We start from the raw sequence: 13,739 nt of genomic DNA on the forward strand, positions 1-13,739 counted from the left end.
GCGGGAGGCTATGGACCTTGAACGGAGGAGTGTTCCCCCGCCCCCTTCCGAAGGCATCTGGAGAGAGCCCAAGCATCCGGTTCGGGGTGTTTTCGCGTATGAACGTCGTGCAACCGCCTCATCCGCGCATGCGCGCCCTGCTAACCGCCTTCGCCCTCACGGTCCTGATGATCGTCGCCTTGGATCTGCGAACGGTCGGGCTGAACTGGGACGAGAATCAGCACCTGCACCCGGACGAGCGCTTCCTCACCATGGTCACTGAGGCCCTGGACTGGCCTCGCAGCCTCGGGGAATACTTCGACTCCGCCCGCTCCCCCCTCAACCCCTATAACCGCGGTTACACGTTCTTCGTCTACGGGAATCTCCCGATCATCCTGACCCGAGGGGCCGGCGAGCTCCTCACAGCGCTCTGTCAGGCCCAGGAAGCCCTGTGTCCCTTCCCCGAAGGACATGCCCTGGGCTACAACGAGGTCACGCTCCTCGGCCGCGCCCTCTCCGCCCTGCTGGATGCCGGGACCGTGCTGCTCACCTTCTGGATCGGCTCAGAGCTGATGGGCTTCGGCGGCGGGCTGTTGGCAGCCGCCCTGATGGCCTTCAGCGTGATGAACCTCCAGCAGGCCCACTTCTACACCACCGACACCTGGGCCACCTTTTTCAGCACGGCCGCCCTCCTGGGGCTGATCCGGACCTTGCGGAGGAGCGGTCATGGCCCCTGGGCCTACCTGAGCGCCATCGCCACAGGGGCGATGGCCGGAGCCGCCCTGGCCTCCCGGATCAACCTATGGCCCCTCTTCCCCCTGATGGCCCTGGCGGCCCTCCTGGATCTTCGGGGCCAGCGCGGACGGTGGGGGCCGTGGCTGACGGCCGGCTTCGCAGCCCTCCTGGCCTTCCGGGTCGGCATGCCCTACGCCTTCGCCGGTTGGATCACCCCGGATCCCCGCTGGCTGACGAATATGGGGGAAATCCAGGCGCTGATCAGCGGGGCTGTCGATTACCCTCCCGGCCACCAGTGGACGGATCGTGCGCCGATCCTCTTCCCCCTCAAGAACATGGTCCTGTGGGGCATGGGCCTCCCCTTCGGGCTGGCAGCGTGGCTCGGATGGCTGGGCCTGGGATGGGCGCTGCGCCGGCGGCTCCACACCGGCTCCTTCCGACAGGACGCCATCGCCATCGGATGGCTGTTGATCTGGGCCTGGACCGGCGGCTATTTCCTGTATATGGGAACCCAGTGGGTGAAATCGATGCGCTATTTCCTGCCGATTTACCCCACGCTGGCCCTGACCGCCGCCTGGGGCCTGCAACAGCTCGGTCGGATCGCCCTCCCCGGCCTCCGTCGACTGGCCTCTCTCGCCATCGCTGGGACATTGCTGGGCACGATGCTGTGGGCCGTCGCCTTCACCACAATCTACCGGCAGCCGGTCTCCCGGGTGGCCGCCTCCCGCTGGCTCTACGCCCACGTCCCCAGCGCGGTAACGCTGCGGCTGGCGGACTCCAACGACTCGCAGTATCCGCTCTCCCTCCCGAACCAGATCCCGGTGGAAAGCGAGCTCATGCTGCCGGTCGGGTCGATCCCCGCGATGACCGTGATCGGGATCGAGATCCCTCACCTGCGCGCCCTCAGCGATCCGCCGGGCACGCTCCAGCTGACGCTGGAGACCCCGGAGGGTCAAGAGCGCCTTCGGGTTTCGCTGATCCCTCCCACAACCGCCCGGCACCCCGACGGCGATCCGGTTCGGGTCTCCCTGCCGGAGCCCATCGCGCTGCCCCCGGGATCCTACGTCATGCGCCTGCGGGCGGAGGGCGGGCCCGTTCTCCTTACGTCCTCCATCATCGCCAACGAGCACTGGGACGACGGCCTGCCGTTGCGGCTCGACGGCCGGGACGCCTTCGCAATGTATCAGGGCCTGGAGATGACCTGGTATGACGACGACACCGAGGCGAAGCGGGAGAAGGCCCTGGAAGGGCTGGAACGGGCGGACTGGATTATCCTCTCCAGCCAGCGGCTGGTCTGGTCGATCCCCCGTCTCCCCCTCCGCTACCCGATGACCACGGCCTACTACCGTTCCTTGTTCGAAGGGAAGCTGGGCTTCGAGCTGGCGGCGGCCTTCCACGTCAAGCCCCGGCTGGGGCCGCTGGAGATTGACGACATCGGCGGCCGCATCGGCTTCCGCCTCCCCCCGCTCGGGTTCGAGGAGCCCTTCTGGGGCGCGGAGGAGGCCTTCAGCGTCTACGACCACCCGCCGGTCTGGATCTTCCGCAAGCGGCCCGATTTCTCCATTGAGCAGGTCCGGCAAATCTTGGAATCCGTCGACCTGAGCCAGGTGATCTGGCAGACGCCGCGCCAATATACCCAGGCCCGCCACCTCCTGATGCTGGATCCGGCGGCCTGGGCGCGCCAGCAAACGGCCTCCACTTACCGGGAGCTCTTCCCCCCGGAAAATCCGCTGAACCGCTGGCCGTTGCTGGGGATCACCGCCTGGCTGCTCTTTTTCCTTGCGCTGGCCGGGTGGGCCTGGCCCCTCACCGCCTGGGCGTTCCCCCAGCTGGCCGATCGCGGATACGCCCTGGCCCAGCTCCTCGGCCCTCTGCTGTTCGCCTTCTTCCCCTGGCTGCTGGCCAGCGTCGGGATGATGGATTTCGCCCCGACTGCGATGATCCTCACCCTGCTCGCTGGCCTCGGCGTGGACCTCCTCCTGTGGCCCCGGGTTCGGCCCATGATCCGGGAGGCACTGCGGGATCCCCTCTGGCGGGCCGAGCTGGGGGTGTTCTTGGGCGCCTTCGCCCTGTGGCTATTGATCCGGCTGGGCCACCCGGACCTCTGGCATCCGGTGATGGGCGGGGAGAAGCCGATGAACCTCTCGTATCTGCTGGCCACGATCCGCTCGCTGCGCTTCCCGCCCTATGATCCCTGGTTCGCCGGAGGCTACATCAACTACTACTACTTCGGCTACGTGATCGTCGGGGCCCCGATGAAGCTGCTGGGCTTCGACGTCCGCTACGCCTACAACGCGGCGATCCCCACCTTAGCGGCCATGACGGCCCTGGGGGCCTTCGCCATCGGCGCGCAGCTGGCGAAGGCCTGGTGGCCACGGGGTGGATGGAAGCCGGTGGCGGTCGGCCTGTTCGCTGCCCTCTTCGCAGTGGGCGTGGGGAATCTGGGGGAGCTTAACCTGCTCGCGCGCCTGTTCGGAGAGGTCGGGGCGGAGACCTCCGGTGCCTCCGAGCTGTCGCCGACCGATGTGCTGCGGGGAGTCGGGCGGGTGCTGCGCGGGGAGGCCTCGCTGCCCGCCCGCATTGAGTGGTGGTATTGGAACCCGACCCGGATGATCCCGGATCACGATGTGACCCCGATCACCGAGTTCCCCTACTTCACATTCCTGTATGCGGACCTGCACGCCCATATGATGGCTTTCCCCCTGCAGCTGACCGCGCTGCTGATCGGGCTGGCCTGGCTCCGGCGGCTGCGATGGGACGAGCCTTCTGGAGTCCTGGCGCTTGCGCTGGGGGCGCTCGTCGTCGGCGCCCTGCGGCCCACCAACACCTGGGATTACCCCACTCACGTCCTGCTGGGGCTGGCCGCCCTCACCCTGAACGCGTGGAGGCGAAGGGATCTCCAGACCTGGCGGGGCATCGAGGGATGGGCCGCCCGGGGCCTCGCCTTCGTCGGCCTGGGCCTCCTGTTCTTCTATCCCTATATCGCTCACTACGCTACGGCCTATACGTCCTTCGAGCTCTGGAAGGGCGATCGCACGCCGCTGGGGACTTACTTCCTGCTTCACGGCCTGTTTCTGACGCCGATCCTGCTCCTCCTCCTGCGGGAAAGCCGGCGGCTGCTCCGGTGGATGCTTGCGGGATGGACGGCCGATCCGCTGGGGGCCCTGGGGTGGGTGGCGGCGGGAGCGATGGGCGTGGGCCTCTGGCTGCTCGGCGGGCGACTGGCCCCGGTCGCCTGGATCGCCGTCCCGATGATCTTAGTGGCCGCGGCCCTCGCCCTGCGCCCCTATCAGATCCCCGAGCGACGCCTCCTCTGGATCTGGGTGGCGGCGGCAGCGGCCCTCACCCTCGGCGTGGAGCTCGTCGTGCTCAAGGGCGATATCGGGCGGATGAACACCGTCTTCAAGTTCTACCTGCAGGTTTGGTTTCTCTGGGCGGTCGCCGCGGCGATGGCGGTGGTGGCCCTGGAAGAGGCGGCCCGGCGGTGGACGCCCTTCCTCCGCGCCCTCTGGCGCGGCCTATTCGGGGCGCTGTTGGTCTCCGCTCTCCTCTACCCGCTCCTGGCCACGCCAGCGCGGCTGGAGGACCGCTGGGATGTCTCCGTGGGGCCGACCCTGGACGGGTTCGCCTTCATGGAGAAAGCCGTTGCCGATGAGATGGGAGTGCGCTACCCGGTGCGCCACGAGTGGGAGGCTTTGCAGTTCCTGCAAGCCCACAGCGAAGGAACCCCGGTGGTGATCGAATCTATCCGCTCGCCGGCCTATCGGGGGCTACGCAGCCGTGTGGCTATGTTCACCGGGCTCCCGCTGGTCTTCGGGTGGGACTGGCACCAGCGGCAGCAGCGGACCGTCGTGCCCGAGTCGTTCATCCGCCGCCGCGAGGCCGATGTCAACCAGTTTTACGAGACGACAGATCCGGAGGAGGCGATGGCCATCCTGCGCCGCTACGGCGTGCGCTACGTGATGGACGGCTACGCCGAGCGCCTGTATTACCCACCCCAGGGGTTCGAGAAGTTCCCCGTGATGATCGCGCGAGAGGAGCTGCGGATCGCGTTTGATAACGGGAGCGTGCGGATTTACGAGGTGACCCGCTGAGCGCGTTCACGGAGCATCGAGCCGCATCAACGGCGCCTGAATCCAGCAGGCCCTTCTCGCCTGGCTCGGGACGATCCTCACCGGCTCCCTGGAGACATCTTCCGCGCGCTATCCGAAGAGCTCAGACAGCGGAATGACCAGGCCTGGAAGCACCTCTTCCCCCTCCAGGACCTCGTGCTCCCGCAGGAAGCGCGCCGTCCCATCCGGCCGATACACCGTCACCGTCCGCGCCTCCGGCGCCACCACCCACACCCGCTGCGCCCCCGCCTCCAGATAGTCCCGCACCTTCTGCTGCAAATCCACCGGATTGTCGTTGGGCGACAGCACCTCCACCGCCAGATCCGGCGGGCCCTCGATGAAGCCGGAGGGCAGCTTCCCCTCCGGCAGCCGATCCGCCGCGATGAAGGCCACGTCCGGCGCCCGAACCCGCTCCGGGTCCCCTGGCAGCCGCAGCACAAACCCCACGTCCCCCGCCACCACCCGGCCCAGCCGATGTTTGCGGACATGCTCCATCAGCCGACGGCCGATTTCCAGAGTGAGCTCCCCGTGCACCCCGCCCACCGGCGTCATCTCGATGACCTCCCCGTCGACCAGCTCACGGCGCACATCCCCTTCTCCCATCCGCCATAGATCAACTGCTGTCTGTCGCACCCGTGTTCCCATCGAAACGCCTCCAGACGCCCTAAATGCTCTCCGGCCGCGAGCCATCGAGCCCGCACCGGATTGATGGGTTGAAGCCAGCCGCCCTACCTCCCTACAGGATCAGCGAGGATTCTCTGGAGAAAATCACCTCTGCCTGACTTCATGAGCGCCGTCTCCCCTGAAAAACACGTCCGGGCCCTCCGCTTACGTCCCGGCAAGCCCGGGATCCTCCGAGGGCCCTGGAGCGGGGGCAACCGCGCTACCCATAAACCCACGCCATCCCATTCGCGTATTCGTGCCTCATTCGTGGAGCCCCCCCCACGCGACCTGCTGTTCGATCAGGATCCGCTGGTAGCTCTCATATCGGCGCCGGCGGATCTTCCCGCGGGCGACCGCCCGGCGGATCGCGCAGCCAGGCTCCTCCAGATGCAAGCAGTCCGAGAACTCACACTGTCCGAGATACGGACGCATCTCGGGGAAGCAGACCGCCAGGTCCTCCGGGGGAATCCCCCATACCCCGATATCCCGCAGGCCCGGCGTGTCCGCCAGATATCCGCCGTCGAAGGGGATCAGCTCACTATGGGTGGTGGTGTGACGCCCCATCCCCGTCCGAGGGTTGATGGATCCGACCTTCAACGCCAACCCCGGCTGCAGGGCGTTCAGCAAGCTGGATTTGCCGGCCCCGGAGGGCCCAATGAACGCGGTGATCTTCCCCTGCAGCCGCTCCCGCAGCGCCTCCAGGCCTGTCCCGGTGACCGCGCTGGTATACAGAACCGGATAGCCCAGGGCCTCGTATTCGGCAAACCGGGCCCGGAACGATTCCCGGTCCTCCACCAGGTCCATCTTGTTCATACACAGGATCGCCAGCAAGTGATTGGCCTCGGCCACGGCTAAGTAGCGATCGATCTGGAACAAATCCGGTTCCGGAACTGCGGCGAACACGGCCACGATCTGATCCAAGTTCGCTGCGAGGACATGGGCCCGGCTCGGATCCAGCGGCTCCCGACGCACCAGGGCGGTGCGCCGGGGAAGGATGGCCACGATGGCGCCCTCCCGGGGCGAGACCCGCTCGAATTCCACATGGTCGCCGATCACCGGGCGCTGTGGGCCATCCCGCTGACGGCGCAGCCGTCCCCGCAGCACACATCGCACCACCCCATCCGGCCCTTGCACATCATAAGCCGAACCCAGCGTCCGGATCACGATCCCCTGCTCCCGCACGCCCATCCCCTGCTTTCCTCCCTCCTTCCTTGATAAGGTTGACTTATAGCTGGTCCTGCTGACTGTTCGCATATGACCGCTCCTTCCTTTGAGGCCTTGAGGGCCTCGGGAAGAAGGGATGCGGATGGAAAACGCCACCCCGGGTCTACCGGCGGGCGTCTAGCCTCACCATCCATATCCATCTTAACCTGGATTTCCAGGTTGAGAGTTTCAGCCCCGCCCCTCCTTGCGCCCTGATGCCCGCGCGGGAGGCGCTTCCTCCGAAAAGCCGGGCCTAGCAGGGACTCCGTTTCCCCAGCGGGGCCGAAACCGAACGGCGGCTCCGGTTTCGTCCAAAGCCTGGGGGTCGGCCTTCGGACCGCCGGAAGGAGGAGGGCCATCCGCTCCCTCCAGGCGGCTTAGATGCTGAACTCGTTAAGAGTTGTGTCGTTCGCTTCCTCGGGGGTCTTTTCGTCCCCCTTCCCACGGCCTAAGGGGGATTTCAGGGCTAGGGTGCCACCTTCGGCGTCGCCCCAGCCCTAACAAAGTCCAGCTTCGACAATGAAGCCCACTAAAATAGATAGGGAAGGCCCGTCTTTTATAGAACTTGCCGGGAGGACCTGCCGATGTGGGATCTCTATCGTGAGGTTCTCAAGGCCGGGGAGGAAAACCGTCCAGTGGCGCTATGCACCGTCATCCGGGCCCGCGGGTCCGTGCCCCGGCATGAAGCGGCCAAGATGCTGGTGTATCCGGATGGTCAGATCCGGGGGACCATCGGCGGCGGGGAGATGGAGGCCCGGGTGATCCGCGAGGCCCTCCAGGCGCTCCAGGAGGGCCATCCCCGGCTGGTTCGTTACACGCTCTCCGATCCGCAGCAGGGCGACCCGGGCGTCTGTGGGGGGGAGATGGAGATCTTCATCGAGCCGCTGCTCCCACCTCCGACGATGTTGATCATCGGGGCAGGGCATGTCGGCCGGGCGCTGGCCCATCTCGCCAAATGGCTGGGCTTCCGGGTGCTGGTCAGCGATGATCGGCCGGAGTTCTGCACCCCGGAATGGATCCCGGACGCGGATGGCTTCCTGGCTGGCCCCCCCGAGGAAGTGCTTCCCGGCGCGCCGATCCACGCCCAGACCTACATTGTGCTCACCACCCGGAACCATCCGCTGGACGTTCGGATCCTCCCGCTGATTCTGGACAGCCCCGCGCCTTACATCGGGGTGATCGGCTCGAAGCGGCGCTGGTTGCTCACCGTGAAGGTTCTGAAAGAGAAGGGGATCCCTGGGGAGCGGCTGGCGCGGGTCCGGTCGCCGGTGGGTTTGGAGCTGAACGCGGAGACCCCGGAGGAGATCGCCGTCTCCATTATGGCGGAGATCATTGCGACCCGCCGAGGGGGAAGCGGCGCGCCGATGGCGATGGAGCTGCAGCAGGCGCTTCGGGAATTATAGGGGCGAGGCAACCCCTCGCCCCTACTCTTGCAGGAATTCTCGCAGCCGGCGCGCGTAGATGGGATGGCGCAGCCGGGCGAGCGCCTGGGCTTCGATCTGCCGCACCCGCTCCCGGGTCACCCCCAGCTTGCGCCCGACCTCCTCCAGGGTATACATCCGTCCATCCACCAGGCCATACCGTAGCTTCAGGATGCGCACTTCCCGGGGGGAAAGGGTGGCCAGCGCCTCGTGCAGGATCTCCCGGAGCATCCGCTGGCTCACCGCCTCCGAAGGCGAGGCCATCCCTCGATCCTCGATGAAATCCCCCAGCACACTTTCCTCTTCGTCGTCCGTCGGCATCTCCAGAGATACCGGCTGGCGAGCCATTTGCAACAATTGCTCGACCCGGGAAGGGGGAACAGCCATGGCCTCCGCCAGCTCCTCCACCGTCGGATCGCGGCCGAGCTCCTGGGCCAGCTGTTGTTGCAGACGTAACAGCTTGCTGATCTGGTCCCCCATGTGAACTGGAACCCGGATCGTTCGGGATTGATCGGCAATGGCCCGGGTGACCGCCTGGCGGATCCACCAGGTGGCATAGGTGGAGAACTTATGGCCCCGGCGCCAGTCGAACTTCTTGACCGCGCGGATCAGCCCGATGTTGCCCTCCTGGATCAAATCCGAGAAGGGCAGACCCCGGCCCATGTATTTTTTGGCCACGCTGATCACCAACCGGGTGTTGGCCAGGATCAGGTGATCCTGGGCGGCACGGCCATCCTTAGCGATCTCTTCCAAGCGACGTTGCTCCTCGATGGAAAGGTTCCCCTGAGCCAGCCGCCGCTCCGCCTGACGGCCCCGTTCGATCCGCTGGGCCAGCGCCACCTCCTCCTCCGGCGTGAGCAGAGGGATCCGCCCGATTTCCTTCAAATAGAGGGCAAGGGTATCATCGGACTCTGTTGCTTCTCCCAGCTCCTCTTCAACCCAGGCCTCTTCCTCTTCTCCTTCTTCCAGCTCCAGGCCAGGGCCTTCCTCCTCCGGAGCGTCGGTAACTTCTACGCCAGCCTCCAGAAGAGCAGCGAAGATCTCATCCAGACGGTCCAGATCATTCTCCGCCTCCGGAAAAAACTGCAGGATCTCCTCAAAGGTCACATATCCTCGGGATCGTCCCAGGGCGAGGAGTTGATCCAGCGCCGGGAGGCTGAGGGTCTGAATGTCCTCCAGCATGGATAGGATCCTCCCTCCGGATTTAGAACGTCCAGGGCTCACAGGTGCAACTTCAGGCGTGAATCCTGATGGAAGCGCCTCCTCGAGGAAGGCGAGCGAAGCTTCCTCTCTCCAAGACCCCTGAGGCCTCAGAGAGAGGGGAGAAAATATCTTTTAGGGCTGGAGCGCCGCCGAAGGCGGGGACCCAGCCCCAAAATCCCCAGGAGAACTGCGCTCAAGGAGCAGGGGTTGCCGGCGGCGTCGGTGACGGGCCCGACGCAGGGGTCGGCGTCACCGTTGGCGTCGGCGTGACCGTGGGCGTGGGAGTGGGGGTCGCCAGCGGCGGCTGGGCGATCAGCTTCTTCGCTTCGTCGATCGCAAAGGTCCCTACCACATATACCGCGGGATCCCCCTCCCGGCGAACATAGTAGCCGCCCCCAATCGGCGTTTGGGTTCCGACGGTTAGCGTGAAGACCCGATCGGTCGCGCTGATCACGATGGTGTAAGTCGGCGTCACCAACCCATAAGCCGATAGGTCCACGACATCGGAGATGACCTGCTGCACAAAGAGGGTGGCAAACCCTCCTGCCAGAGTGTCGATGGTGTCCTGGCGGACCAGATGACGGGTCGGGACGGTCAGAAACCATTGCCCGCTCGCATCCCGCTCCACCTCTGCCTCCAGGCGGTTCGTGTGATCGGTCACCCGGATTCTCTGAACGGACGCGCTGCTCACTTCCAGCAAATTCCGGGACGTCCCTTCGGGGGTAGGGGTCGAGCGGGAAACCATCCTCGGTTCTAAGTATACAAAGAGCGCCAGAACCAGGAAAGCGATGACCAGGCCCAGCGTGCCCCATCGCTTCATGGACGGTTCCCTCCGAAGAGAAATCCATAGCTCGTGTTCGTGGATGGTCGGAGGCGCGTTGCTTTTCGCCCTCTCTCCGAATTCCCTAAGTCAGTTTTTTCGTGGATGCAAGCTGTCTTCGGCGGCCCGCCCCCACGAAATCTGCTGGAGTAATGGCCGCGAATATGAGCCGAGCCCGTTCAACAGGGGAAAGATCTCATCCCACGGCTCTTTCAGCCGTTAGGCAAGGATTCGATGCTGGCCCCGGCGGCCTTCCAAGAGCCCCCTACAGCAAATCGCGCGATCTTAACGGCGCTGCCACCATATCATCGCGCCGATCGCCAGCACGGCCAGCGGCATGGCCACCACCGTCAGCATAAAGACCGTGCGGGTCTGGGCGGGCGTGGCGCTCAGGGCGCGAACCGGGGAGGTCGGCGACTGCCGCAGCCCGATGAGCATCTCCGATTCGGAGAGCCAGTTCACCGCGTTCACGAAAAGATCCAGGTTGGCGAACGGCAGATTCGCCCCCACGTTCTGGTTCGCTGCGAAATCCGCGTCCCCAAAAAGAACCACCCGCCCTTTCCCGTTCACCTGCTCCACCGTGAGGGCCAGGGCCAGCGGGCCCAGCTTCTTCCCCTCCGACGAGGGCAGACGCCCCTGACTCAGCGCCTGACGCAACCCCTCCAGATCCGTCTCGCTCCAGCTCTGAGGGGTGGTCTCCACCAGCTGGACCACCCGGAACCGTTCCGGCTGGCTGCGGACCTCTTCGATGGAGCGGGCGGCAGGGAAGGCGGTGGCAATGCCCCGCAGCTTTTCGGTGATCGAGCTGAACCCATAGCGGCTGGAGAGCGGCGTCAGGGGATCCGTGAACATCGAGCTGACCGGATCGATGATCACGTCCTCCCGGAACGCGATCCCCCAATCCCCCAGGATGCGATTCACCGATTCCGTTACTTTCCCCCCAGCATCCCCTGGGATCTGCAGGGAAGAGTCCAGGGCGATCAGCAGCCTTCCCCCGGCGTTCAAATAGCCTTTCAACACCTCCACCTCTCGATCGAGCAATGGCCGGACGGGCCCGGCGAGGAGGATCACCGCGGCGTCCGCCGGGATGGTGGAGGTCACGGCCAGGTTCAGGGCCTCCACCCGATAGCCTTCCCGTTCCAGCGCCCGCCGGACCTGGGCGTAGCCGTTGTCGCCCTCCTCGTTGATGTCCCGCTCCCCATGGCCGGTGAGGAAATAGATCTTCGGCTGGGTGGTGCGGATCAGCTTCACCAGCGCGGAGGTGAACTCCTGTTCGTTATAAAGCGTGACCTCCTGGCGTCGATCCTGCATGACAAACAGGATGGTCCCATCCCGGGTGACCCCCCATTGCCGGGCCAGGGAGGCCTGAGCCACCGGGTCGATGAACCGGTAGGAGAACTTCCCATTGCTGTAATGCCGATACTGATCCAGCAGATCCTCCGCGTCCTGGCGGGCGAATTGGAAATTCTGAGAGAAGAAGGCCAGGGCCTCCACCGGCTCGGGAAGGCTCTGCAGGATCTGCAAGGTTTGCGGGGAAAGGGAGAACCGCTTCTCTGCCGTCAGGTCCCAGCGCTGGGCATGACGGGTGGCCAAGATGTTGAGCAAGACCATGATGCCGATGAAGGCGACGCTGGCCAGAACCGCGTTCGCCCCGAAGGCGAAGGGACGCCCGCTGATCCAGGCGCGGACCTGATCGGGGGCGAGATAGATCGCGATCCCGCCCAGGAGGACCGCCAGGATCAGGGCGATCACGCTGGGCGCGCCGACCTGCCCTTCCACCGCCCAGGCCACCCCAGCGGCGACGAGAGCGAGGAGGGCCAGCCCCCACAGCGCCCGCAGGATCGATTCGGACGGCCGGGCCAGGTTCATCGCCACCTCCGCGAGTTCAGGATCTGAACAGTGAGGAAAAGGAACGAGGCAATGACGCTGAGGTAATACACCACATCGGTGGTGTCGACGAGGCCGCGACGGAAGTTCGTCAAGTGATTGCGCAGATCGAGGTGGTTGAGGATCTGCTGCAGCATGGGGTTCGTGATCCCATCCGCGGGCAGGCTGGCCACCGCCAGCAGGATCACCAGGCCGATCCCCACCACGGCCGCCACCACCTGGTTCTGGGAAAGAGAAGAGGAAAACAGGCCGATGGAGAGAAGGGCGGCGCCGAACAGGAACATCCCCAGATACCCTGCAAGGATGGGCCCCAGATCAGGGTTGCCCCCCATCCAGAACAGCAGAAGGGGATAGACGCCGGTGGCCGCTAAAAGCCCCAGATAGAACACCAGCGCCGCCAGATACTTCCCAAGCACCACCTCCCAATCCCGAACCGGCGCCGTCAGCAACAACTCCAGGGTCCCCAGCCGCTGTTCCTCCGCCAGCAAGCGCATGGTCAGCACTGGGGCCACGAAAAGCATGATGGTGGTCATGACCCCGAAGATGTAACGCATGGTTGGCTCGGAGCGGCTGAGGACGGTGAAGATCACATCGGTATAGAAGAAGAAGCCCATCATCGCCAGGAACGCCGCCCCGACCAGATAGGCGATCGGGGAGACGAAATAGGCCCCCAGCTCGCGACGGGCGATCGCCCACAGATTCCGCATGGGAACAACCTCCTAATCTTGAGCGGTGACCTGGAGGAAGAGATCTTCCAACGTAAGACCCACCGGGCGAAGCTCCAGCAGCCGCCAGCCCTGGCGCATCACCGCCTCCGCAATGGTTGGGCTGGGATCCTCTTTAGCGTTATCCGCCACCTCGATCTGATAAACGCCGGGCTCCAGTCGCTCCACGCGGCGCACCCCGGGCAACGCGCTCAGCGCCTCCGGGACCTGGCGGTCGCCTCCCTCCACCCGCAGGAAAATACGGTCCGGGCGCCGGCTGCGCAGGGCCTCGCCCAGGGTCATATCCGCCCGGATCCGCCCCCGGTGGATGATCAGAACCCGATCGCAGATCTGCTGGACCTCCGCCAGGATGTGGGTGGAGAGGAGAATGGTATGCGTTTTCCCCAGCTCCTGGATCAGATCCCGAACTTCTCTCACCTGCCGGGGATCCAGGCCAATGGTGGGCTCATCCAGGATCAGGACGTCGGGGTTATGCAGAATGGCCTGGGCCAGTCCGACCCGCTGGCGGTATCCCTTAGAGAGCTTCCCGATCAACGTGTCGGCCCGATCTTCCAGGCCGGTGAGGGCCATGGCGCGCTCCACCGCCGCCTTCCGGTTGGAGAGGCCCCGGATCTCCGCCATAAAGCTTAAATACGCGCGCACGCTCATCTCCGGGTAGAGCGGCACGGTCTCCGGCAGGTAACCGATGTGGCGGCGGGCCTCCAGAGATTGAAGGACGGTGTCATAGCCGGCGATGCGAGCGTGGCCCCGGGTGGGCGGCAGATAGCCGGTGAGGATGCGCATTGTGGTTGTCTTTCCAGCGCCGTTCGGGCCCAGGAAACCCACGATCTGGCCCCGTTCGACCCGAAAGGTCACATCCTCAATGGCCACGATTTGGTCGCCATAGATCTTGGTCAATCCTTCCGCTTCGATCATAAGACCTCACTCCAACCCAGGATGGCTCTTGCAGGCCTGGAGTTTTGAGATGACAGGCGCACTGAGGAAACATCTT

Annotated in this window: 9 protein-coding genes; 2 read left to right on the top strand and 7 right to left on the bottom strand. The window is 65.3% G+C overall.

The features are described from left to right. The first annotated feature begins 98 nt into the window (after positions 1-98). Entirely contained in the window at positions 99-4,808 is a 4,710-nt protein-coding gene (locus NZM16_RS03545) for a DUF2298 domain-containing protein (RefSeq protein WP_295478591.1), read from the top strand. A gap of 108 nt (positions 4,809-4,916) precedes the next feature. Here the strand turns inward: NZM16_RS03545 and NZM16_RS03550 are convergent, their stop codons facing one another. Beyond that, on the bottom strand, positions 4,917-5,471 hold the full coding sequence (locus tag NZM16_RS03550; RefSeq protein WP_295452214.1) for a Uma2 family endonuclease: 555 nt from the start codon (positions 5,469-5,471) through the stop codon (positions 4,917-4,919). Positions 5,472-5,750: 279 nt separating this feature from the next. Then, positions 5,751-6,677: a ribosome small subunit-dependent GTPase A gene (rsgA, locus tag NZM16_RS03555; protein ID WP_295478594.1), complete on the bottom strand. Its 927-nt coding sequence runs from the start codon at positions 6,675-6,677 to the stop codon at positions 5,751-5,753. Positions 6,678-7,276: 599 nt separating this feature from the next. Between rsgA and NZM16_RS03560 the strand changes: the two genes are divergently transcribed. Then, positions 7,277-8,095, top strand: coding sequence for an XdhC family protein (locus NZM16_RS03560; RefSeq protein ID WP_295452220.1), 819 nt, complete (start codon positions 7,277-7,279; stop codon positions 8,093-8,095). A 21-nt stretch (positions 8,096-8,116) separates the two neighbouring features. Here NZM16_RS03560 and NZM16_RS03565 read toward each other — a convergent pair whose 3' ends face one another. The 5 genes from NZM16_RS03565 to NZM16_RS03585 form a co-directional block, all read right to left on the bottom strand. Continuing rightward, on the bottom strand, positions 8,117-9,295 hold the full coding sequence (locus tag NZM16_RS03565) for a sigma-70 family RNA polymerase sigma factor (protein ID WP_295452222.1): 1,179 nt from the start codon (positions 9,293-9,295) through the stop codon (positions 8,117-8,119). Between the two features lie 214 nt (positions 9,296-9,509). Then, positions 9,510-10,136 carry a DUF4340 domain-containing protein gene (locus NZM16_RS03570; protein WP_295478597.1) on the bottom strand — a complete coding sequence of 209 codons (627 nt, stop codon included), beginning with the start codon at positions 10,134-10,136 and terminating at the stop codon, positions 9,510-9,512. A gap of 285 nt (positions 10,137-10,421) precedes the next feature. Next, positions 10,422-12,005 carry a GldG family protein gene (locus NZM16_RS03575; protein WP_295478600.1) on the bottom strand — a complete coding sequence of 528 codons (1,584 nt, stop codon included), beginning with the start codon at positions 12,003-12,005 and terminating at the stop codon, positions 10,422-10,424. Continuing rightward, positions 12,002-12,730, bottom strand: a complete 729-nt coding sequence (locus NZM16_RS03580; RefSeq protein WP_295452229.1) for an ABC transporter permease subunit — start codon at positions 12,728-12,730, stop codon at positions 12,002-12,004. The genes NZM16_RS03575 and NZM16_RS03580 overlap by 4 nt, the downstream gene beginning before the upstream one ends. A 12-nt stretch (positions 12,731-12,742) precedes the next feature. After that, a complete protein-coding gene (locus NZM16_RS03585; protein ID WP_295452230.1) occupies positions 12,743-13,663 on the bottom strand; it encodes an ABC transporter ATP-binding protein in 921 nt (306 codons plus the stop codon). Positions 13,664-13,739: the final 76 nt, after the last annotated feature.

The organism is Thermoflexus sp., assembly GCF_025055495.1.
GTDB lineage: Bacteria > Chloroflexota > Anaerolineae > Thermoflexales > Thermoflexaceae > Thermoflexus.